The 21966-nt window shown below is 65.3% G+C and carries 17 protein-coding genes and 2 pseudogenes; 8 read left to right on the plus strand and 11 right to left on the minus strand.

Going from position 1 to position 21966, the window contains the following annotated elements; genetic code table 11:
- The first annotated feature begins 19 nt into the window (after positions 1 to 19).
- Both ACVWW1_RS09310 and ACVWW1_RS09315 read left to right on the plus strand, forming a co-directional pair.
- On the plus strand, positions 20 to 679 hold the full coding sequence (locus ACVWW1_RS09310) for an SRPBCC family protein (RefSeq protein WP_456655579.1): 660 nt from the start codon (positions 20 to 22) through the stop codon (positions 677 to 679).
- A gap of 6 nt (positions 680 to 685) precedes the next feature.
- A complete protein-coding gene (locus tag ACVWW1_RS09315; protein ID WP_176531057.1) occupies positions 686 to 1021 on the plus strand; it encodes an ArsR/SmtB family transcription factor in 336 nt (111 codons plus the stop codon).
- Between the two features lie 32 nt (positions 1022 to 1053).
- Here the strand turns inward: ACVWW1_RS09315 and gltA are convergent, their stop codons facing one another.
- Both gltA and gltX read right to left on the minus strand, forming a co-directional pair.
- Entirely contained in the window at positions 1054 to 2355 is a 1302-nt protein-coding gene (gene gltA / locus ACVWW1_RS09320) for a citrate synthase (protein ID WP_456655580.1), read from the minus strand.
- Positions 2356 to 2515: 160 nt separating this feature from the next.
- Positions 2516 to 3938, minus strand: a pseudogene (gene gltX / locus ACVWW1_RS09325) (glutamate--tRNA ligase).
- A 180-nt stretch (positions 3939 to 4118) separates the two neighbouring features.
- Between gltX and ACVWW1_RS09330 the strand changes: the two are divergent.
- From ACVWW1_RS09330 to ACVWW1_RS09340, 3 genes are all read left to right on the plus strand, one after another.
- Positions 4119 to 5798, plus strand: a complete 1680-nt coding sequence (locus tag ACVWW1_RS09330; RefSeq protein WP_456655581.1) for a glutamine--tRNA ligase/YqeY domain fusion protein — start codon at positions 4119 to 4121, stop codon at positions 5796 to 5798.
- 35 nt (positions 5799 to 5833) lie between these two features.
- Positions 5834 to 6220: a YybH family protein gene (locus ACVWW1_RS09335; RefSeq protein ID WP_456655582.1), complete on the plus strand. Its 387-nt coding sequence runs from the start codon at positions 5834 to 5836 to the stop codon at positions 6218 to 6220.
- Positions 6221 to 6530: 310 nt separating this feature from the next.
- Positions 6531 to 6893, plus strand: coding sequence for an SPW repeat domain-containing protein (locus tag ACVWW1_RS09340; RefSeq protein WP_176531062.1), 363 nt, complete (start codon positions 6531 to 6533; stop codon positions 6891 to 6893).
- Between the two features lie 233 nt (positions 6894 to 7126).
- Here the strand turns inward: ACVWW1_RS09340 and ACVWW1_RS09345 are convergent, their stop codons facing one another.
- Complete coding sequence (locus ACVWW1_RS09345; protein WP_176531063.1) at positions 7127 to 8455, minus strand: MFS transporter; 1329 nt, start codon at positions 8453 to 8455, stop codon at positions 7127 to 7129.
- 431 nt (positions 8456 to 8886) lie between these two features.
- Here ACVWW1_RS09345 and ACVWW1_RS09350 point away from each other — a divergent pair, with 431 nt between their 5' ends.
- On the plus strand, positions 8887 to 11172 hold the full coding sequence (locus ACVWW1_RS09350) for a ComEC/Rec2 family competence protein (RefSeq protein WP_456655583.1): 2286 nt from the start codon (positions 8887 to 8889) through the stop codon (positions 11170 to 11172).
- Here the strand turns inward: ACVWW1_RS09350 and ACVWW1_RS09355 are convergent.
- From ACVWW1_RS09355 to ACVWW1_RS09390, 8 genes and pseudogenes are all read right to left on the minus strand, one after another.
- Positions 11169 to 11396, minus strand: a complete 228-nt coding sequence (locus ACVWW1_RS09355) for a hypothetical protein (RefSeq protein ID WP_176535021.1) — start codon at positions 11394 to 11396, stop codon at positions 11169 to 11171. The two genes, ACVWW1_RS09350 and ACVWW1_RS09355, sit on opposite strands and share 4 nt — an antisense overlap.
- A gap of 145 nt (positions 11397 to 11541) precedes the next feature.
- A pseudogene (locus ACVWW1_RS09360) lies at positions 11542 to 11972 on the minus strand (hypothetical protein).
- A gap of 256 nt (positions 11973 to 12228) precedes the next feature.
- Positions 12229 to 12933 (minus strand): transcriptional repressor LexA, encoded by a 705-nt coding sequence (lexA, locus tag ACVWW1_RS09365; RefSeq protein ID WP_076857656.1) that lies wholly within the window; start codon positions 12931 to 12933, stop codon positions 12229 to 12231.
- A gap of 231 nt (positions 12934 to 13164) precedes the next feature.
- Entirely contained in the window at positions 13165 to 14376 is a 1212-nt protein-coding gene (locus ACVWW1_RS09370; RefSeq protein WP_456655584.1) for a molybdopterin molybdotransferase MoeA, read from the minus strand.
- Between the two features lie 13 nt (positions 14377 to 14389).
- Positions 14390 to 15028, minus strand: a complete 639-nt coding sequence (locus tag ACVWW1_RS09375; RefSeq protein WP_456655585.1) for an HAD family hydrolase — start codon at positions 15026 to 15028, stop codon at positions 14390 to 14392.
- A 1148-nt stretch (positions 15029 to 16176) separates the two neighbouring features.
- Entirely contained in the window at positions 16177 to 17379 is a 1203-nt protein-coding gene (gene thrS, locus ACVWW1_RS09380; RefSeq protein ID WP_456655586.1) for a threonine--tRNA ligase, read from the minus strand.
- 264 nt (positions 17380 to 17643) lie between these two features.
- A complete protein-coding gene (locus ACVWW1_RS09385) occupies positions 17644 to 18306 on the minus strand; it encodes a response regulator (protein ID WP_456655587.1) in 663 nt (220 codons plus the stop codon).
- Positions 18303 to 19724 carry a histidine kinase gene (locus ACVWW1_RS09390; RefSeq protein ID WP_456655588.1) on the minus strand — a complete coding sequence of 474 codons (1422 nt, stop codon included), beginning with the start codon at positions 19722 to 19724 and terminating at the stop codon, positions 18303 to 18305. The genes ACVWW1_RS09385 and ACVWW1_RS09390 overlap by 4 nt, the downstream gene beginning before the upstream one ends.
- Positions 19725 to 19952: 228 nt before the next feature.
- On the opposite strand from ACVWW1_RS09390, the gene ACVWW1_RS09395 reads away from it, so the two are divergent.
- Positions 19953 to 20888, plus strand: a complete 936-nt coding sequence (locus ACVWW1_RS09395) for a DUF2380 domain-containing protein (protein WP_456655589.1) — start codon at positions 19953 to 19955, stop codon at positions 20886 to 20888.
- A gap of 151 nt (positions 20889 to 21039) precedes the next feature.
- Positions 21040 to 21951 carry an amino acid ABC transporter substrate-binding protein gene (locus tag ACVWW1_RS09400; protein WP_456655590.1) on the plus strand — a complete coding sequence of 304 codons (912 nt, stop codon included), beginning with the start codon at positions 21040 to 21042 and terminating at the stop codon, positions 21949 to 21951.
- Positions 21952 to 21966 lie beyond the last annotated feature (15 nt).

Raw genomic sequence — 21966 nt, forward strand, 5'->3', positions numbered from 1 at the left:
ATTGATGCGGAGTGCCCTCATGAAGATCGATCCTGTCGCCTATGTCGGAGCAGTTGTCCGCGAAGTCGCCGTCCGGGACCACGATGGCAAGCCGGCGCGGGCTGTCATCGCGACGCGCAGCTACGACACCGACATCGCCGATCTCTGGGACGCGCTGACCAATCCCGAGCGCATTCCGCGTTGGTTCCTGCCGATCTCCGGAGACCTAAAACTCGGCGGCCGCTACCAGTTCGAGGGGCAGGCCGGCGGTCAGATCACGGCCTGCGAGCCGCCGCGTCAGCTTGCTGTGACTTGGGAGTTTGCTGGCACTGTCAGCTGGGTGACGGTGACGCTGGCTGACGACGGTTCCAGCGGAACCCGTTTGGAGCTGGAGCACCTCTCGGTCATCGAAGATGACTTCTGGGATCGCTATGGGCCTGGCGCGGTCGGGGTCGGCTGGGACCTCGCCTTGATGGGGCTCGCTTTGTACTTCGCGACGCCGCCGGGACAGCCATTCGACCGCGCGGCCGCCGCGGCCTGGCCTGCGTCGGCCGACGGCAAGGATTTCATCCGCCGCAGCAGCGCCGACTGGTGCCGAGCCTCGATCAAGGCCGGCACGGATGAGGCGGCCGCGCGCAAGGCAGAAGCCAACACCACCGCGTTCTATTGCGGCGAGCCTGAACCCGGCGGCGGAGGCTAGCGCGCCGTGCACGCCTTCGACATCCTCGGCGATCCCGTCCGCCGGCGTATCCTGGAGTTGCTGGCGACCGGCGAGCACAGTTCGGGCGACGTCGTCGCCGTCGTGCAGCACGAGTTCGGCATCACCCAATCGGCGGTCTCGCAGCAGCTGCGGATCCTGCGCGACGCCGGTTTTGCGTCGGTGCGCGCCGACGGCACGCGCCGCATCTATGCCGTCGAGCCGGGGCGGCTACGCGAGGTCGACGCCTGGCTGGACCGGTTCAGGGCGCTCTGGCTGCCGCGTCTCGATGCGCTCGCGACCGAAGTCGCCCGCGGCAAACGAAAACGGCGCCATCAGGAATGATGGCGCCGTCTCGAACTTGTCAGAGATGACGCCTACTTGCGCTTGTCGATCGTCACATAGTCGCGGCGCGCGACGCCGGTGTAGAGCTGGCGCGGACGGCCGATCTTCTGCTGCGGATCCTCGATCATCTCGCTCCACTGGCTGATCCAGCCGACGGTGCGGGCGACCGCGAACAGCACGGTGAACATCGAGGTCGGGAAGCCCATCGCCTTCAGCGTGATGCCCGAATAGAAGTCGACGTTCGGGTAAAGCTTGCGGTCGATGAAGTAGGGATCGCTGAGCGCGATCTTCTCGAGCTCGAGCGCAACCTTCAACATCGGGTCATTGCCATGGCCGGTCTCGGCCAGCACCGCGTGACACATCTTCTGCATGATCTTGGCGCGCGGATCGTAGTTCTTGTAGACCCGGTGACCGAAGCCCATCAGGCGGACTTCGCTGTTCTTGTCCTTCACCTTGGCGATGAATTCGGGAATCTTGTCGACCGTTCCGATCGACGACAGCATGGCGAGCGCGGCTTCGTTGGCGCCGCCATGGGCCGGACCCCACAGGCAGGCGATGCCGGCCGCGATGCAGGCGAACGGGTTGGCGCCGGAGGAGCCGGCGATACGCACCGTCGAGGTCGACGCGTTCTGCTCGTGATCGGCATGCAGGATGAAGATCTTGTCGAGCGCGTCGGCGAGCACCGGGTTGATCTTGTATTCCTCGCAGGGCACGCTGAAGCACATCTGCAGGAAGTTCTCGGCGAAGGAGAGCGAGTTCTTCGGATACATGAAGGGCTGGCCGATGGTGTACTTGTAGGCCATCGCCGCCAGCGTCGGCACCTTCGCGATCATCCGCATCGAGGCGATCATGCGCTGCCGCGGATCGTTGATGTCGGTGGAGTCGTGGTAGAACGCGGCGAGCGCGCCGACGGCAGCAACCATGATCGCCATCGGATGCGCGTCGCGGCGGAAGCCCTGGAAGAAGCGGGCCATCTGCTCATGCACCATCGTGTGATGGATCACGCGATAGTCGAAATCCTTCTTCTGCGCCGGGGTCGGAAGCTCCCCATAGAGCAGCAGGTAGCAGGTTTCGAGGAAGTCGCCGTGCTCGGCGAGCTGCTCGATCGGGTAGCCGCGGTATTCGAGGATACCGGCGTCGCCGTCGATATAGGTGATCTTCGACTGGCAGCTGCCGGTCGAGGTGAAGCCGGGGTCGTAGGTGAACACCCCGGCCTGGCCGTAGAGCTTGCCGATGTCGATGACATCAGGCCCAACCGTGCCGCTCAGGATCGGGAAATCGTAGTTCTTGTTGCCAATGGTGAGTGTGGCTGTCTTGCTGGATTTTGCGTCCATCGTGAGATCCCCGATGAAATCGTTGCGAAAACCGACCTTGCCCAGTCGCTAATTTGCGGCCCATGGCGGGGCGGAACGGCTTGTGGAGAAAGCGTCCGGCGATGGGTAGCTCATTGCAATGTGCGCTGCAAGATGGACCCTGGAGGGGGTCCATGCAGGATCACGCCGCCTGATCGGCGAGACGGGCAAGGCACTCCTGGCGTCCCAGGACGGCCAGCACGTCGAAGATGCCCGGCGATGTCGTACGTCCCGTCAGCGCCACCCGCAGCGGCTGGGCAACGGCGCCGAGTTTCAGATTGTTCTGCTCGGCGAAATTCCGCATGGCGGTCTCGGTGGTTTCGGCCGTCCAGTCGTTGACGGCTTCCAGCGCGGTGCGCAGCCTGCCGATCAACGCGCGTGTTTCCGGCGTGACGAGCGCTGCCGCTTTCGGATCGAGCTCAAGCGGGCGATCGGCGAAAATGAAGTAGGCGCCCGAGATCAGCTCGATCAGCGTCTTGCTGCGCTCCTTCAGGCTCGGCATCGCCCGCAGCAATTGCGCGCGGGTGGTGTCATTGAGCTTGGCCTTCAGCGCGGCGCCCTCAGGAACATAATCCAGCACGCTCTCGAATTGGCTCACGAGGGATTGATCGTCGCTCTGCCGGATATAGTGGCCGTTGAGGTTCTCCAGCTTGGCGAAATCGAACCGCGCCGCCGAGCGGCCGACGCCCGAGAGATCGAACGCGTCGATCATCTCCTGGGTCGAAAAGATCTCCTGGTCGCCATGGCTCCAGCCGAGCCGGACGAGATAGTTGCGCAAGGCGGCCGGCAGATAGCCCAGCGCGCGGTAGGCATCGACGCCGAGCGCGCCATGCCGCTTCGACAGCTTCGAGCCGTCGGGGCCGTGGATCAGCGGAATGTGGGACATGCTCGGCAGCTCCCACTCCAGCGCGTCGTAGATCTGCTTCTGGCGCGCGGCGTTGATCAGGTGGTCGTCGCCGCGGATGATGTGGGTAACGCCCATATCGTGGTCGTCGACCACGACTGCGAGCATGTAGGTCGGGGTGCCGTCGCCGCGGAGCAGGACGAGGTCGTCGAGGTTCTCATTCTGCCAGACCACGCGGCCCTGAACCTGATCCTCGATCACGGTCTCGCCGGTCTGCGGCGCCTTGAGGCGGATGGTCGGCTTGACGTCGGAAGGCGCGGCGGCCGGATCGCGGTCACGCCACATGCCGTCATACAGGCGGGTGCGGCCCTCGGCGCGCGCCTTCTCGCGCATCGCGGTGAGCTCCTCCGGGGTGGCGTAGCAGTAATAGGCGCGCCCGGCGGCGAGCAGGCCCTCGGCGACCTCGCGATGGCGGGCGGCGCGGCTGAACTGGTAGATGACATCGCCGTCCCAATCGAGCTCGAGCCATTTCAGGGCCGTCCAGGATGGCGTCGATCGCCTCCTTGGTCGAGCGTTCGCGGTCGGTGTCCTCGATCCGGAGCAGCATCTTGCCGCCGAGCTTCCTGGCATAGAGCCAGTTGAACAGCGCGGTGCGGGCACCCCCGATGTGGAGGAAGCCGGTCGGCGAGGGGGCGAAGCGGGTAACGACGGAATTGGTCATGATCGAGTGCGACGTATGCTGGAATGGGCGGTGGTGTATATCAGGAACCGAACATAACTAAAGCCCCGGCTGATCTTTTGCCGGCCAAACCAGGCTTTGAAACCAGACTTTGAAACCAGGCTTGGCCGGACGGCGCGAATTTGGCAGAAGGTTGAGCTGACTCCTCCAGGGAACCCTTTGATGACGATTGACACGACGGCAGAGGCAGGGCGCGACTTCATCCGCGACATCGTCCAGGCCGATCTCTCCTCCCACAAGCACAATCGGATCGTGACCCGCTTCCCGCCGGAGCCGAACGGCTACCTGCATATCGGTCACGCCAAGTCGATTGCCCTGAATTTCGGCATCGCGCAGGAGTTCGGCGGCCAGTGCAATTTGCGCTTCGACGACACCAATCCGACCAAGGAGGAGCAGGAGTACATCGACTCGATCCAGGCCGACGTGCACTGGCTCGGCTACGATTGGGGCAAAAACCTCTTCTTTGCCTCGGACTATTTCGAGCGCCTGTACGATTGGGCCGAGGGCCTGATCAAGGCTGGCCATGCCTATGTCGACGATCAGTCGCAGGAGGAGATCCGGCTGTCCCGAGGTACGCTGACCGAGCCCGGCAAGAACTCGCCGTTCCGCGATCGGTCGGTCGAGGAGAACCTCGACCTGTTCCGCCGCATGAAGGCCGGCGAGTTCACGAACGGCGCCCGCGTGCTGCGCGCCAAAATCGACATGTCCGCCGGCAACATCAACCTGCGCGATCCCGTGCTGTACCGCATCCTGCACGCCCACCATCCGCGCACCGGCGACAAATGGTCGATCTATCCGAGCTACGACTACGCGCACGGCCAGTCGGATGCGATCGAGGGCATCACCCATTCGATCTGTACGCTGGAGTTCGAGGATCACCGGCCGCTCTATGAGTGGCTCCTCGACAAGCTGCCCGTACCCTCGAAGCCGCGTCAGTACGAAATGGCGCGGCTCAATTTGACCTACACGTTGCTGTCCAAGCGCGTGCTGACCCAACTCGTCCGTGATGGCCATGTCTCGGGCTGGGACGATCCGCGGATGCCGACCATCGCCGGCCTGAAGCGGCGCGGCGTGCCGCCGGCCGCGGTACGCGAGTTCATCAAGCGCATCGGCGTCGCCAAGGCCAACAGCGTGGTCGATGTCGGCATGCTCGAATTCTGCATCCGCGAGGAGCTGAACCGCACGTCGCTGCGCCGTATGGCGGTGCTGCGGCCGCTCAAGGTCGTGATCGAGAACTATCCGGAAGGGCAGGTCGAGGAGATCGAGGCGATCAACCATCCCGACAATCCGGATGCCGGCACCCGCAAGATCGCCTTCGGCCGCGAGCTCTATATCGAGCGCGACGACTTCATGGAAAACCCGCCGAAGAAGTTCTTCCGCCTCTCGCCCGGCAATGAGGTGCGGCTGCGCTATGCCTACTTCATCAAGTGCACCAGCGTCGTGAAGAACGACGCCGGCGAGATCGTCGAGCTTCGCGCGACCTACGATCCCGCGACCAAGGGCGGCAACGCGCCCGATGGCCGCAAGGTGAAGGCGACGATGCACTGGTTGCCGGCGGCGCAGTCGAAGCCGGCGGAAATCCGCATCTACAATCAGCTGTTCGCCAACCCGAGCCCGAACGCCGCCGATTTCGCCGCCGACCTCAATCCGCAGTCGCTGGAAGTGCTCAGCGATGCGCGGGTCGAGCCTGCGATCGCCGAGGGCAATTCACCTGAGGCCATGCAATTCGAGCGGCAGGGCTATTTCGTGCGCGATGCGGATTCGACGCCGGACAGGCTGGTATTCAACCGCACCATCGGCCTGCGCGACACCTTCGCCAAGGAAGTCGGCGGCAAGGGTTAGCGCGATCCGGCGCGAATAACGGACGGAGGCGATCGATGCTTGACGAAGCCGACGATATCGCCTCCGCCATCATCGCCAGATGGTCCGCAGGTTTCGGCAAGCTCGATGCGGATACACTTGCTGCGCTCTATTCGCAGCACGCGTTCTTCTTCGGCTCGAACCCGACGCTGTATCGTGGCCGCGACGGCGTGAAGGCCTATTTTAGTGGTCTGCCGCGCTGGCACGCGCCGCGCGTCCAATTCAGCGAGGTCAGGACGGAGCGGGTCAATGACGGCCTCGTCAACATGGCTGCTATCGCGTCCTTTTTCCTCGACGGCGATGTGCCCTCGCTCGCCGTCAAGATCACCTGGGTGATCGCGCGCGAGCACGGCGACTGGAAGATCGTCTGCCATCACGTCTCGTCGCAGACACCGCTGATCTAGGCTCCACGCCGGAGCGTGGCATAAGCGTCGAGGGCCGGCGGGCCCTCGTGGTCAGGCAGCGTTCTTGGCCGGGCGTTGTGCACCTCGCGGCCGCCGCTCAGCCAAGCGATCTTGCCCCTGACTTGCAGGCCGTCTGGACCTCGCTGGATCGCGAGACGGGACCAGGGTCGGAGGCTGTGGAGAGCGGCTTCCGGGCGGACGGCCACATGGTCGTCGGCTTGCGGATCAAACAGCGGCAACACATCGCAGGTCGGACCGATGCCTTTTTGTCCCCGCCGCACCATATGCTCGGAAGAGGGAGGTGAGGATTATGCGCATTCAACACTGGCAGGATGCTGTCAGCCTGTTGGTTGGCGTCTGGCTGGTCGCGTCGCCGTTTGCCCTGGGCTTCTCCGGGGCAGCTCTTTGGATCTCCATCGCACTTGGATTGGGCGTCGTGCTGTTTGCCATCGAGGCATTCATCATTCCGTCCTATCTGGAGGAATGGGGCGAGATGCTGATGGGGCTGGCCCTGGTGCTGGCACCTTGGACGTTCAGCTACGAACATGGATCGGCCACGACGAGCAGCGTGCTCGCCGGCATCGCGGTGATCGTGCTCGCTTGCTGGGAGCTGACGATGGATCGTGATTTTGCCATTTGGTGGCACGATCGCTGGCATCACCGGGCTGGCTGAGAGGGAGCCGACTGAAACGTTGGCCTGACCGCCAGTCACAGGCGGCCGGAGAGATAGGGATTGCGCCAAACCGGATCCGTCCGAGGCGCGTTGACCTCGTGCCGATGCAAGCTCCGCAGCGGAATCACGCGCGTACAGGACGAAGCGTCGTCCCGTACGCGCTGCAAGGCGGCCATGACCAGGCCATGACTCTTGCAGCAAGCGTTGGTCGCTCCCTCAGCGAGGCCACTCGGTCACGATGCGGCTCGCGCCTCGATCTGCTCCCAAATTCTGGTCTTACGTGTCTCCGGCATGATGAAGAGGGCGATCACGAAGCACACCGCGGGAACGACAATCGGGTAGATCAGCGCGTAGCCGATGCTGCCAGTCGCTGCGAAGGCGGCCGATGTGATGAACGGCACCAATCCGCCGCCCCAACCGTTGCCGATATGATACGGCACCGAGACCGAGGTGTACCTGATCCTGGCCGGGAAGAACTCCGCCAGGAACGCGCCGACCGGCCCGTACACCATCCCGACGTAGCAGACGAGGATGAAGATGATGAAGACGGCGACCGGATAGTTGATGTGTCCCGGCTGCGTGACCATGCCGAGCCACAGGTACAGCGGATAGTAGGTGAGCGCGGCAAGCAGCATTCCTCCGAGGATCACGGATTTGCGGCCGATCTGGTCCGACAGCCAGCCAAAGAAGATCAGGCTCGGCGTTGCGATCAGCAGTGCGGCTCCGACGATATAGGCCGAGGTAACCGGATCGACCTTGGAGACCTGCTGCAGGAAGTACAGTGCCCAGAATTGACCGCTGTACCAGACCACGCCCTGTCCGATCAGGACGACGATGGCGATCAAGATGTACTTGATGTTGGTGCTGAGGAAAGCTTCCCGCCAGGGATTCCTGGTCATCTGTCCGCGTGCCTTGATCTCCTGGAAAATCGGCGTCTCCTGGAGCTGGAGGCGGATGTAGATGGCGATCGCGACCAGCACGAACGAGACCAGGAACGGAACGCGCCACGCCCATTCGTCGAAGGCCTGATTGCCGGCCCAGGTCCGGGTCAGGACGATCACGGCCAGCGACACCACGATCCCAAGCGTCGGCGAGGTTTGCAGCCAGCCTGTGTAGTAGCCGCGGCGGTCGTCCGGAACATGCTCGGCGACATAGGTGATGGCGCCGCCATATTCGCCGCCCAGGCAGAGACCCTGGATCATCCGCAAGCCGAACAGAACGAATGCGGCCGTCAGGCCGATCGACTGATAGGTTGGGATCAGTCCGATCGCGCCCGTCCCCAGTCCCATTCCGCTCAGCGTAATGAGAAATGTATATTTGCGGCCGACCCGATCGCCCATCCATCCGAACAGGAAAGCCCCCAGCGGACGGATCAGGAATCCCGCAGTGAACAGCGCGATCGTGCTCAGCAGGGCTGCGACGGGGTGGGATTGCTCAAAGAATTTGACCGACAGAACTGCGGCCAGGCTGCCAAAAATGTAGAAGTCGTACCATTCAATGATGTTTCCCACTGACGCAGCGACAATCACGCGACGAAAATCGCTCGGTACTTGAATTGCCATGTGCTGCTCCTATCAATTGCAAACGCTACTCTTCGCGTTTTCCAGCGCTCGATCCGCTCGCGGCGTGCGCGTGGTGCGCGGCGTTGCAGGCGAGATTTGCGAGTTTGTCCGCAACGCCTGATCTCAGGGGAGTTTTGGGCCTCCTGAGAAGAGCTCCAGCGGCCTTCAGTGCCGCGAGCCGTTGCCACGTCATCCCCGTCTCTCCGGGAGTGGAGGCATCATGACAGTCTAGTCCCAATGGGATCGGCACCTAATGAGACTTTCGGCTCGATCGGTTTGACGCAGGCACCGGCGACGGCCTGCCGCCGGGAGCCGTGACGCAGGTCGGTCCTGGTATCCCGGCTGGCCGGTCCCGTATTCTTGATCTGTTCCGCTAGCGATCAGGTCGCAGCATCCGCTAGCCTGCCGCTCCGGCAGGGATCGCGAGCGGAATGGCGGAGCAGGGCACGACGCCGGGCGGCAGACGCGGCTACGCGGGGACGTGGCCGCCGCGCGCGGCTGCGCCGGTCGGTGGCTATGTTCCGGTGCGCGCCAGCATCTGGCGGCCTCTCGTCGAGACATTGCGGCAATGGGCGCGTGCGGAGACGGGGGCCGGGCGGCTGTTGCCGTGGGTGCCGGTAGCGTTCGGCACCGGCATTGCATTCTATTTTGCGGCTGAGCACGAGCCGGTGCTGTCGGTCGCGGCGACCGTCGCAATCGCGCTCTGCCTGCTGGCGTTGCTGCTTCGGCGGCGCAGCGTGTTTCCCGCCGTCGTGATGCTGGCGGCGGTCGCGGCGGGCTTTGCGACCGCGACATGGAAGACCGCGCGGATCGCCCATGGCGTGCTGGCGCGGCCGATATTTTCCGTGGCACTGACCGGTTTTGTCGAGACACGCGACGTCCGCGAGAAGACCGACCGCTTCGTGCTGCGCATCGTGTCGATGGAAAGCCAGCGCGAGGTGCCGAAACTCGAGCGCGTCAGACTCTCGGTGAAGAAGGGCACCGCGCCCGAGGTCGGCAGCTTCGTCGAATTGAAGGCGCGGCTGATGCCGCCGCTCGGGCCGCAGCGGCCGGGCTCCTATGATTTCGGCCGCGACCTCTATTTCCAGGGTATCGGCGCGTCCGGCTTCGTAATGGGGGCGGTGAAGACCAGGGAGCCGCCGGCGACCGGCGGTCTTGCGCTGCGTTATGCCGCCTTCATGCAGTGGCTGCGCGATGCCATCGACGCGCGGATCCGCACCACGCTCGACGGGGATCAGCGCGCGATCGCAACCGCGCTGCTCACCGGCCGGCGCGATGCGATCACGACGCCGGTCAACGACGCGATGTTCATCTCGGGCCTCGGCCACGTGCTGTCGATTTCCGGCTACCACATGGCCGTGGTCGCGGGCGTCGTCTTCTTCACCATCCGCGCGCTGCTTGCGCTGTTTCCGGCGCTGACGGCGGGACACCCGATCAAGAAATGGGCGGCGGCGGCCGCGCTCGTCGCGGCGGCGTTCTACCTGCTGCTGTCGGGAGCGGAGGTCGCGACCCAGCGATCGTTCTTCATGACGGCCGTGGTGCTGATCGCGGTGATGGTCGACCGCCGCGCGATCACCTTCCGCACGTTGGCGGTGGCGGCGCTGATCGTGCTCGCGATCGCGCCGGAAGCGCTGGTGCATCCGAGCTTTCAGATGTCGTTTGCGGCAACGCTCGGGCTGGCGGCGCTGGTGCAGATCGGGCTGCCGAACCTGCTGGCGTCACCCGATCATTCGGCGACTGCGCGGGTTGCGCTGTGGGGCGGGCGCGAGCTCACGATGCTGATGCTGGCCTCGCTGGTGGCGGGGCTCGCGACCACGCCCTACGCCGCGTTCCATTTCCACCGCGTGACGCCCTACGGGCTGCTGGCGAACCTTGCGGCGATGCCGGTGGTGTCGGCGGTCGTGATGCCGGCCGGCCTGCTCGGGCTCGTCGCCATGCCGTTCGGCTTCGACGGGGTGTTCTGGGCGATCATGGGTTTCGGCATCGACTGGATGATCCTGGTGACGCAATGGGTCGCGGCGCTTCCGGGCGCAGTCGGCCGGATGGCGGCGTTCGGGGTCGGACCGATGATCGTGGCAAGCGCCGGCCTCGTTCTTCTCGGGCTGTTGCACACGCCGCTGCGCTGGTCGGGTGCCGTGCTGCTGGTGGTCGCCTCGGTCTGGGCTGTGCGGGTGCCGCAGCCGGACGTGCTGGTCTCCGCCGACGGCCGCAACGTCGCGGTGCGCGGCGGCGACGGCCGGCTGCATGTGATGCACAGCGCGAAGGACGCCTTCCTCGTCAAGGAGTGGCTGGCGGCGGATGCTGACGCGCGGACTGCCACGGATTCCTCGCTCGGCGAGGGCGTCTCCTGCGATCCGAGCGGCTGCGTGACGCAAGGGCCGGGCGGCGCCTTCGTCGCGCTGGCGAGCCGGCCCGAGGCGCTGGCCGACGACTGCGACCGTGCAGCGCTGATCGTGACCGCGCGGCCGGCACCGCGGGACTGCGCGGCCTCGGTGATCGATGCCGAGCGGCTGCGGCGCCACGGCGCGCTGGTGCTGCGGCGCATCAGCGACGGCTACGCCATCGATGCGGTCAAGCCCGGAGGGATCGACCGGCCATGGTCGCCAGCGGTTCCCGGCGATGGCGAGAGCGAGACCACGCTGCGCGCACCCGCCAGCGCGCCCCGGCCCGCCGTCGATGCGACGCCGGCCGAGACCGATTTGCAGGGCGAGGATTAGCCGTTGTCGGGTAAGGGGCCGGTCGGCAGCTCGAACAGGCCGAGATGGTATTCGTCGGAGTCGGGGCCCGCGTCGGGCTTCTTGACGAGGGTGAAGGAAGCCTCGGGGAATTGCTCCCAGACCTTCAGGTCGTCAGCCGTCACCGTCAGCCAGCCGAACCGGAACATGTAGCGACCCGGCTCCGTGACGCGTCCAGCCTTTTGCCATGTGACCTTGTCGACCACCACGCACGTCCTCCGTGCCCGATGATGCGCCAAGGCGCGCGCCGACGCAATTCTCCAGCTGCGCCCCGGAACCCGGCGTCCGGGGTCGCTCGAAATCGCTTAGGTCATCCGCCGCTGAACAGCTCATTCCGCGGCGACGATGCGCTCAACCCAAAAACAGCGACGCAAATGCGGAGGGCCGTCGCTCCACAACCTTCGGCTTCTGCTCGACCGGCGGATGCAGTGCCGGCAATTGCAGCACGCTGACGCGTTGTCCCTCGACGAGCTGGGTCACCAGCACATGGCTGCCGTCGGGGAATTCGACCGCGTCATGATGGCGATCGGGAACGTCGGGCTCGACTTCATTGAACACGCGCCGACGCGGAAGTTCATCGTCTTGGTCCAGATCCAGCGGCTGTCGTAGCGAACGTTCTCGGCGAAAGCGAGCTCGGTGCCCGGCAGCATGCAGACCGCGACAGTGGGATCGGTCTCCGAAGCAAAGCCGCGGGTCGACGTGCCGCGGAAAGTCGTGGTGATCAGCGTCTCTCCAACAATGGCGGGGCGCGACGCCACGGCGTGCAGACTATAGTCACACATCGGATGGCTCCTCAAATCGAGGTAGCGACCCGTGCCTCTCCTTGAGGCATAGGGCCTCTACCAGAGTGGACGATAGCGAACGAGTGTCTCCTCGCTTCTGGGCGATTGTACGACTGGTCGCCCAACGCTCCCGATCACAAACACGCGACGCTGCGTGAGAGGTATCGGAGCGCATCGGGCAAACAGCACGTTACGCTATCATTCAAGGAACGATCCGATGTGTCGCTCGTTCCCGGCCGCCGCAAGTATTTGAAATTCAGTATTTGCGATAGAGGCCGATCAGCTTGCCCTGGATGCGCACCCGGTTCGGCGGCAGGATGCGCACTTCATAGGCGGTGTTGGCCGGCTCCAGAGCGATTGATGCGCCGCGGCGGCGGAAGCGCTTCAGGGTGGCTTCCTCCTCGTCGATCAGCGCCACCACGATGTCGCCGGTGTTGGCGACGTCGTTGCGCTGGATCAGCGCCATGTCGCCGTCGAGGATGCCGGCATCGACCATCGAGTCGCCGCGCACTTCCAGCGCATAGTGCTCGCCGGAGCCGAGCATGTCGGGCGGTACGCTGATGGTGTGGCTGCGGGTCTGCAGCGCCTCGATCGGCGTACCGGCGGCGATCCGGCCCATCACGGGGACCGCGACCGGACGGTTGCCGTCGTCCTCGGCGATCGGCGGCGTGCTGGTGCGCTTGCCGAGGGTGCCTTCGATCACGCTCGGGGTGAAGCCGCGGCGGCCGTTACCGCCGCCGGCCGAGAGCTCGGGCAGCTTGATGACCTCGATGGCGCGGGCGCGGTTGGGCAGGCGGCGGATGAAGCCGCGCTCTTCCAGCGCAGTGATCAGGCGGTGGATTCCGGATTTCGAGCGCAGGTCGAGCGCATCCTTCATCTCGTCGAACGAGGGCGGTACGCCGGCCTCTTTCAGACGTTCATTGATGAAACGCAGAAGTTCGTACTGTTTGCGCGTGAGCATCTCGAGTATTCCCCCGGTTGGTAGCGTCGTTCGATTCCGAGACTTTTCAGGCGGGGCCAGTCCTCAGGAGCACGGTGCTCATCACAAGCGCTCCTTCGCGGCCTCCCATTTGTACACACCAGTACTCGAAACAAATCATGAACGGACACTATATGTTCGATATGTGTTCCGCAACCACTTAATTTCCGGTGAACACATCCGGCGGGCGCTCAAGCGATGCGGTCTCCGCTGTCACTCGGGCAGCATCAGGATCTCGCATTCGCTGCTTTTGACGGCGGCAGGCGCAAACGGCGGACGCACGAGAAGTGCCCGTGCCGCAGCGAGATTCCCGAGCAGCGACGAGTCCTGCTGCGTGACAGGCGTTGCGATCAGCATGCCGTCCTCGCGCTCCTCGAGGCGTGCGCGCAGATAGTCCTCGCGCTGGTCGTTGGCGGCGAGGTCGCGGCCGAGCACTGCGCTCGCGCGGCGGTGATGAATCGCTTTTCGGCCGCTCAGTGCCCGAATCAACGGCACCAGAAACAGGAAGGCGCAGACATAGGAGGACACCGGATTGCCGGGCAGGCCGATCACCCGCATCGCGCCGAGCCGGCCATGCATCATCGGCTTGCCGGGCCGCATCGCGATCCGCCAGAACGCCATCTCGACGCCCTCGGCCTCCAGCGACTGCTTGACCAGGTCGTGGTCGCCAACCGAGGCGCCGCCGGTCGTGATCAGGATGTCGGCACCGGTCTCGCGCGCCCGGCGGATACCGGCGGTGGTGGCCTCCACCGTGTCGGCGGCAACCCCGAGATCGACGGTCTCGGCGCCTTCGGCGCGCGCCAGCGCCCGCAGCGCATAGCCGTTGGAATAGACGATCTGGCCGGGGCCGGGCGTCGAGCCCGGCATCACCAGCTCGTCGCCGGTCGCCAGCACCGCGACCTTCGGACGGCGGTGCACCGGGAGGTCCGGATAGTTCATGGCGGCCGCCAGCGACAGCGCGCGATCGGAGAGGCGGCTGCCGGCATCGAGCAGCACGTCGCCTTCACGGAAGTCGACGCCGGCCGGGCGGATGTGCCGTCCGGCGGTTGCGGCCTCGGTAATCGTGATGTGGTCGCCGTCGACGGCGGTGTCTTCCTGGATGATGACGGCGTCGGCGCCATCGGGGATCACGCCGCCGGTGAAGATCCGCACCGCTTCGCCGGGGCCGACCGTGCGCTCGAACGGCCGGCCGGCGGCGACTTCGCCGATTACCCTGAGCCGGGCCTTCAGATCACCAGCGTCGGCCGCGCGCACGGCATAGCCGTCCATCGCCGACATCGGCTGCGGCGGCTGGGTGCGCCGGGCGGCGAGGTCGCGCGCCAGGGTGCGGTGGTAGGCGGCATCGAGCGCGACCATCTCCTCCGGCAGCGGTTCGGCGCCGGCGAGGACGGCGGACAGGGCATCGGCAACCGGCATCAGGGCCACGCTCGGAGCTCCTTCAATCCAAATGTTCAATACCAAGTGCAGTCAGAGCCCTCGCCACGTCATCCGTCGATGTCACGTGGATGGCATGAAGGCCGCGCGCCCGCGCGCCCTCGATGTTGGCGGCCAGGTCGTCGAAGAACAGGATCCGCGACGCCGGCACGCCGATGGCTTTTACCACATGATCGTAGGCCTCGGCGTCGGGTTTCCGAAACCCGATCGTCGAGGACAGGAAGACGGTGCGGAAATGGCTGAGCAACTCGGCATGGGTGACCGAGAAATGCGCGACATGGGCCGGATTGGTGTTGGAGAAGGCGTAGAGCGGCATCCGCACGGCGGCGGTCGCGAGCAGGGGGGCAATCCCCGGCATCTCGCCGGTGAAGATCGCATTCCAGCCTTCCAGGAACTGCGTATCGGTGAGGTTGATGCCGAGCGTCCGGCGCAGGTTTGCGAAGAACGCCGCATCGTCGATCCGGCCGATCTCGTGATGCTTGAAGCTGTCGTCGACGACAAAACGCGTGGCGAGGTCGGCCGGCGCGCAGCCGGCATGCTGCGCCCAGTGCGCCATCACCTTCTCGAAGTCGATGTCGAGCACGACGCGGCCGATATCGAACAGCAGCACGTCGACGGAATCGGGAGAGAGTTGCGAGGTCATTGCGTGAAACCGTGTACGAGAATTGCGGGCGGGCGGCAATGTCCCCGATTTGTGCGGCAGGCATGCGACCAAGGTGCTGACGTTGGCCCGGCTCGGTCCATTCTCACGCGGTGTCATCACCCGCGCATGCTGGTGATCCAGTATTCCTGAGGCGCTGGTGCTCGAGCCGAGAGGCCGCGGCGTACTGGATCGCCCGGTCGAGCCGGGTAATGACAGGTGAGGATGAGGTCACAGCTTCGCATTCTCGCGACATGAATTGTCCGAGCTTTGCATCTCATCTCGCCCTCTCTCTTGAGTAGAGGGCGCAGGGAAAGCCGGCTGCCGATCGCACCCAGGGGCCCCGAGCAAAAGGTAGAGAGCTCGGGGGTAGGACCACAGGTGTAACCGGAGCCGCTTCATGGGCCTTCGTCAGTTGCACACTGCGCGTCCACCGCATCTGGACCCACGTTCGTGACGATCGCGAAGCGCCCCTCGATCGGGTGAGACGGGCGAAGCATACACTGAGCTGCACTTCTGATAAGGCGAAATATTTTTGTTGCGGGGGGCTTGCGCCGTCGGGCAAATCAGGGATTGGGCCTTACGCGCTTTCGGTGCGTCAAGCGGCTTGCTGCTTGCCGGGCAGACCTCTCAGATCCTGGAAAGCGCCAGGCCGAGGTAGGCGATGAGCGCGCCGGTGCTGAGAATGACGACGACGAGCGCCTGCTCCGAACGTGCCTGTAGGGTTTTTTCGGCTCACGGCGATGACGCTCCATCCTTCAAGATCATGCTGTCCAACTCACGTCGGCTGTTATCCGTTCCGGTTCCTGCCCGGGAACTTTCATCAATGTCAGCCGCGCGGGCGCGCTAGGTCTCCTCGCGTTCCAGGCCAGAAACGCGCAACGCCGCCCGCATTGAAATACGACGGGCGGCGTTGGTTCTAGCCCCAGGAGGAATGGCAAAATCCTGGCGTTATGGATACGCGCGAGCGAGCAATAAGGTTCAGTCTTCGACCCGTATGAATCCGGTACTCCAAAGGAGCAAAGGAAAGCGCCGGGGGCGAGGTCTAGGATGGTGTGACCAAGTTGCTCTGGCCTCAGCGTGTACCCCCTCGCTGGGGCCTTTCTTTGCGTCGCGGATCCCGCGGCGCCGGGGCTGCGCGCAGCGAGTTTTCAGTCGGCGACCTGACCCGGACAAGCACGCTGTCGAAGCGCCCGGACGGCGTCATCCAGCGGCAAAACGGAAACGGCCCCGGCGCGCTCGCGGAGGCTCACGGTGCCTTGTTGCGCTTCACGCTGCCCGACGACGGCCACGACTGGAATGCCCGCTTCGTGTGCGGCAACGATCCGTCGCGACAGGGTGTCGGCGCTGGCGAACAGGACGCCTCTGATGCCTTCAGCTTCGAGCGCATCGAGAACCTTGACCGCGTATCCGGAGTGATCACGCGAGATCGGCGCGACCGCGACCTGGTCCGGCGACAGCCAGAACGGCAGCGCGCCGGCATGATGTTCAAGCAGCATCGCGATGACGCGACCGATTGAACCGAATACGGCATGGTGGATCATCACCGGGTTCGCGCGATCGCCGTCCGGTCCGACATAGGACGCGTTGAGACGGCCCGGCAGAACGCTGTCGAGCTGAACCGTTCCGCATTGCCAGGATCGGCCCAGCCGGTCCCGCAGCGCGAACTCCAGCTTCGGCCCATAGAAAGCGCCTTCGCTGGGCTGGATCTCGTACGACAGCCCGCACTGGCGCGCGGCCGCGGCAAGGGTCGCTTCCGCCCAATCCCATAATTCGTCCGAGCCGGCGCGCGCGGCCGGCCGGGTGGAGAGCGACACCTCGGGCGCCGGGAAGCCGAACTCGGCATAGACTTCCGAGAGGAGCGCAACGAAGCGGGCGACTTCATTGGGCACGTCCTGCTCGCGGCAGAACACATGGGCGTCGTCCTGCTCGAAGCCGCGCGTGCGCATCAGTCCGTGCAGCGAGCCTGACGGCTCATCGCGGTGACAGACGCCGAACTCGGCGTAGCGCAGCGGCAGGTCGCGCCAGGAACGAAGGCCCTTGTTGAAGATCTGGACGTGGCAGGGACAGGACATCGGCTTGAGCGCCATTGCGCGCTCGCCGTCGGCAAAGCCGAACATGTGCGCGCCGAATTTCTCCCAATGGCCGCTTTGAATCCAGAGGTCGCGGGGCAGCAACTGAGGCGTTCGAACCTCGGCATAGCCCAACCGGCGCATCTTGCGGCGGATGTAGTCCTCCAGGACGCGATAAAGCGTGTTGCCACGCGGATGCCAGAACACCATCCCTGGCGCATCCTCCTGGATGTGCCAGAGATCGAGACGCGTTCCGAGGCTTCTGTGATCGAGATCGTCCATAGCTTGCTCTCCTGATGGAAGCAGCGCGGACGAGTTTGCGCATGAAAAAAGCCCCGTCCGTCGCCGGCGGGGCCTTGTCTGGTTGTGCAGTCTGTTACCGCATACGACCAGGAGACGACCCGCCAAGGCTGGTCGTCGCAGTGGTCAAAGACATCGGACAGATGTTGCGCATGTCGCTATTCTGGATTGTCTGTCCGGTTTCGTCAACCTGCCCGCACGGCGGGAACGGCCGTGGGGCAGCCTCGGTCGTTCGGCGATGCGGGTTCACCGTTCGCCCAGATCGATCGGCGTGAGGATGCCTTGCCGCAGCGCAAGGCGGACCAACTCGATGTCCGTGCCGACGCCGAGCTTGTCCTTGATCATGGAATGCAGGTTCGCAACCGTCTTGGGGCTGAGATGCAGCGTCTCGGCGATCTCGTCGGTGGTCTTTTCCGCCAGCAGCATGCGCAGCACCTCGAACTCCCGTGCGGTCAGGAGATCGGCGGCGGCGCTCTCGCCGGCGAGGTGGCTAAGTGCGAGTTCGTGGTCGATATCCGGGCTGATCGCGATCTTGCCCGACAGCGCATCCATCACGGCGTGCACCAGCGTCTCCGGCGGACTGGTCTTGGTGACATAGCCGCTCGCGCCGGCGCGGATCGCCTGCACGGCAAAGGCCGCGTTCTGGTGCATGGTGAACACCAGGATCTTTGCCCGTTTGTCCCACTGCCTGAGGCGCCGGATGGCCTCGATGCCGCCGATGCCGGGCATCGACAGGTCCATGATGACGAGGTCGGGCCCGGTCTCCTTGTAGAGACGGTAGGCCTCGACCCCGTCGGAGGCCTCGGCGACGACGGCGAGGCCCGGCTGCTTCTGCAGCATTGCCCGGTAGCCCTCCCGAACGACGGCGTGGTCATCGACCAGCAGGATGGTTCGCGCCGCAGTGCTCATGCCGCGCGTTCCAAAAATGCGGCCTCTCGGCCGGCCGCGACGGGAACGCTGACACGGAGCGAAGAGCCGGCGGACTGGCCGGCTTCGAAGTTCAGCCGCCCGCCGAGCGCGGCGACCCGCTCGCGCATACCGAGCAGGCCCATGCCGGACTTCACTTGAGGATCGCCCTGGGGATCGCCGGGCCTGCCATCATCGTCGATCGCGAGCACGATTTCGCCGCCGCCGCCGGCCGAAGCCGTCTCGCGCATCTCAAGCCGCAGCATGACGCGCGTGGCGCCGGCGTGCTTGGCCGCGTTGGTGAGCGCCTCCTGCACGATGCGATAGAGGTTGGCGCCGGTGGAGGCGGCGATGCGCTCGAACGATCCCGTTATGGCGATCTCGAACCGCGGCTGTCCCCGGCTACGGCCGTTCCAGCCGGCGATCAGGCCCTCCAGACTGGCTGCAAGGCCGAGTTCGTCGACGTCGGGCGGGCGCAACCTGAAGAGGGCGCCGCGCAACGTCTCCATCATGTCGGTTGCGGTCCGCGCGATGCCGTCGCATTCGGCGAGCAAGGTAGGGCAATCCTGCCCCGCGGTCAGGCGCGCCGAGGCGGCGAGCGCGCGGATCGCGGCCAGCGATTGCCCGAACTCGTCGTGCAGCTCGCGCGCGAGATGCCGGCGTTCCTCGTCCTGCACCACGATCAGTTTCTGCGTCAGCGCATTGCGGTCGGAGAGCGCAGTGGTGAGGCGCTCGGCGAGATGGTTGAAGACGTCGCCGATCGCCGACAATTCGGCGAGATCGAACGGCGGCAGGCGCGCGGCGAGGTCGCCTGCGGCGATCCGCTCGAGCCCGTCGCGGATCAGCCGTGTCGGACGCAGCGCGCGCGACAGTGCCGCATAGACCAGCGCGCAGAGCAGCGGCAGTGCGAGCATCAGCACCGTCATCAGCCGGCCGGCATCGTGCCAGGCCTCGGCCGTCAGCACGGCCGGATCGACCCAGACCACGGCCTCGCCGATCGCCTGGCCGCGCGCAATCACCGGGCGCACGGTCTCCCGGCCGGGATCGAACAGGCGGCGATAGAGCGCCGCAAAGGCCTGCGGCGGCGCGGCCGTATCGGTCTGCGTGCCGCCGCAGAAGCGCTGGCTGATCTCGCCGCTATTGCTGCGAAACGCGAGGCACAGGCCGGGCGCCATGACCGAGGCGGCAACGCTGTCGAGATCGGGGAAATCGGAGCGCGGATTGTTCAGCCATTGGATCTTGCTCTGCTGCAGCTCCAGCGTCCTGGCGGCGACATCGGCAACGGCAGCGATCCTGGCGCGCACCGAGCGGTCGGCCTCGATCAGGAAGTAGCCGGCGATCGCGGCAAAGCAGAGCATCGACACCGCAGCCACACGCAACGTCAGCCGCAGCTTCAGATCGCTTCCGGACCAATTCCACATTGGCGTATCCTCAGAGGTCGCAGACGACCCTTCGGCGCATGGTTGCGGGCAGGGCCGTCACGCCCATTAAACGGCAGAAAGGAAGCGTCGAGAAGCACTGCCTTGGGTGCGGACCACGGTCGTGAAATTTTCCCGGCACCGGCCGGGAGGCGCTCCGCTGCGGCGCGGCGGCCTGCCGGCCCAGGCTGCGATCGAACCAACCGCACCAGCAGCTGAAAGGCCTCGATCATGCGCCAGTCCCGCCTCGTCGTACGCGCCCTCGCATTGATCGGCCTTCTGGCCGAATCTTGTCCGCTGCGCGCCGAAACCGGCGCCGCCGCGGCTTCCCCGCTTGGCGTCAGCATCGATGATTTCAGCTATCTCGACACCTCGGGCGAGGTGATCGACCAAACCGCCGTGCATCAGAAGCGGCTGGATGCGTTCATGGCTGCGCTGCGCGCCGATGTCGCTGCGGAGCCGCGCTATCGCCTGGTGGCGTCGGCGGCGCCCACAGGCGAGGCCCAAATCAGGGTGGTCGGCGGCGTGCAGAAGATGAGCACGCTGGTGCAGTGGGCCAAGGTGGCGGTCATCGATGTCGGCGCGAGCCGTGTGCTGTATGAAAAGCTCTACACGTTTCGTGGCGACAATGACGAGGCATGGGACCATGCGCGGATGTTCGTGTCGCGCGAGGTGCGCGCCGTTCTTGCCGCTGCGTTGCCGACGGCACGGGCCGCCGCCGCGGCGCCGATCGGGCTTGCGGTGTTCGAGTTCGAGCTCGAGGACAATTCCGCGGCACCGTCGTCCGGTGTTGCAGGCTCCGATGCCGCCACTCTGGCCGATGTCACCCAGGGCGTCCGCAACCGGCTTGCGCAATCGGGCCGCTATCGCCTGGTCGATACCGGCGGCGCAATGGCCGAGCCCGTCAAGGCGCGGGCGCTGCGCGACTGCGACGGTTGCGAGGCGGCGATCGCGCAGAAGCTCGGCGCCGATCAATCGCTGATCGGTGTGATCAGGCGGGTCAGCCGGACCGAATACACGGTCGGCTTCCAGGTGCGCGACGCCCGCAGCGGCGCGGTCGTCTCACGCGGCGACAGCGGCTTGCGGATGGGCGCCGATTACTCATGGACCCGCGGCGCGGTTCACCTGGTCGGCGACCGCCTGCTCGAGGGCGGGGCGCAGCAGTAGCGATCCGGGTGCGGATGTCTCGGGGCTGTGGTCGCAAGCGCTCGGCAGGCGGACCATAGCAAAGCGCGATAGCTGATAGACACATCATCTTCTATCGCCGGGCCTGTGTGTGGGCTATCACCGCCATCTGATCATCGCCCAGGAGCCGCCGATGCGTTTGCCCGCCCTCCTCTTCGCTCTCATGTTCGCCGCGAGCCCCGCGGCAGCCGAGGAGCTGTCGGGCACGCTGCAGAAGATCAAGGAGACCAGGAAGGTCACGCTGGGCTTTCAGGAGGCCTCCGTTCCCTTCAGCTATCTGGACGACAACCAGCGGCCGATCGGCTTCGCGCTCGATATCTGCCTCAAGATCGTCGATGCCGTGAAGAAGGAGATCGGCATGCCCGACATCACGGTCGACTATCTCCCGGTGACCTCGTCGAACCGCATCCCGCTGATGGTCAACGGCACGATCGATCTGCACTGCTCGGCGACCACCAACAGCGCCGAGCGCCAGAAGCAGGTGACCTTCACCAACTCGCACTTCCTGAGCGCGACGCGATTTGCCGCCAAGAAGTCCGCCGGCATCAACGCCATCGACGATCTCAAGGGCAAGTCGGTCACCGCCGTTGCAGGCTCGGTGAACCTCACGCAGCTCATCAAGGTCAACACCGAACGCAAGCTCGGCATCAACGTTCAGCCGGCCAAGGACCAGGCCGAAGCGTTCCTGATGCTGGAGACCGATCGCGCCCAGGCCTATGCGCTCGACGATGTCCAGCTCGCCGTCGCGATTGCCCGATCCAAGCAGCCTTCGCTCTACATGATCAGCGAGGAGGCGTTCTCGAAGGCCGAGCCGTTCGGAATCATGCTGCGCCGGGAGGACGCGCCGTTCAAGGCGCTCGCGGACCGCGCGACGGCCGAGCTCTATGGGAGCCCGGAGATCGAGGTCATGTACAAGAAGTGGCTGGAGCAGCCGACCCCGCCGAACGGCATCAATTACAATGTCCCGATGTCGCCGGCACTGAAGAATGCATTCGCCCATCCGAGCTCGAGCTTCGATCCTGATGTTTATGAGGTTGCAAAGTAGCGCGGCTGACGTAGC

It is taken from the genome of Bradyrhizobium sp. JR3.5 (assembly GCF_054057015.1).

Coding starts and splice junctions, on each gene's coding strand:
- ACVWW1_RS09375 (WP_456655585.1), bottom strand. CDS start 15,028: ATGACCTCGCAACTCTCTCCCGATTCCGTCGACGTGCTGCTGTTCGAT.
- thrS (WP_456655586.1), bottom strand. CDS start 17,379: ATGGACGATCTCGATCACAGAAGCCTCGGAACGCGTCTCGATCTCTGG.
- ACVWW1_RS09340 (WP_176531062.1), top strand. CDS start 6,531: ATGCGCATTCAACACTGGCAGGATGCTGTCAGCCTGTTGGTTGGCGTC.
- gltA (WP_456655580.1), bottom strand. CDS start 2,355: ATGGACGCAAAATCCAGCAAGACAGCCACACTCACCATTGGCAACAAG.
- ACVWW1_RS09310 (WP_456655579.1), top strand. CDS start 20: ATGAAGATCGATCCTGTCGCCTATGTCGGAGCAGTTGTCCGCGAAGTC.
- ACVWW1_RS09330 (WP_456655581.1), top strand. CDS start 4,119: ATGACGATTGACACGACGGCAGAGGCAGGGCGCGACTTCATCCGCGAC.
- lexA (WP_076857656.1), bottom strand. CDS start 12,933: ATGCTCACGCGCAAACAGTACGAACTTCTGCGTTTCATCAATGAACGT.
- ACVWW1_RS09350 (WP_456655583.1), top strand. CDS start 8,887: ATGGCGGAGCAGGGCACGACGCCGGGCGGCAGACGCGGCTACGCGGGG.
- ACVWW1_RS09335 (WP_456655582.1), top strand. CDS start 5,834: ATGCTTGACGAAGCCGACGATATCGCCTCCGCCATCATCGCCAGATGG.
- ACVWW1_RS09385 (WP_456655587.1), bottom strand. CDS start 18,306: ATGAGCACTGCGGCGCGAACCATCCTGCTGGTCGATGACCACGCCGTC.
- ACVWW1_RS09395 (WP_456655589.1), top strand. CDS start 19,953: ATGCGCCAGTCCCGCCTCGTCGTACGCGCCCTCGCATTGATCGGCCTT.
- ACVWW1_RS09390 (WP_456655588.1), bottom strand. CDS start 19,724: ATGTGGAATTGGTCCGGAAGCGATCTGAAGCTGCGGCTGACGTTGCGT.
- ACVWW1_RS09400 (WP_456655590.1), top strand. CDS start 21,040: ATGCGTTTGCCCGCCCTCCTCTTCGCTCTCATGTTCGCCGCGAGCCCC.
- ACVWW1_RS09345 (WP_176531063.1), bottom strand. CDS start 8,455: ATGGCAATTCAAGTACCGAGCGATTTTCGTCGCGTGATTGTCGCTGCG.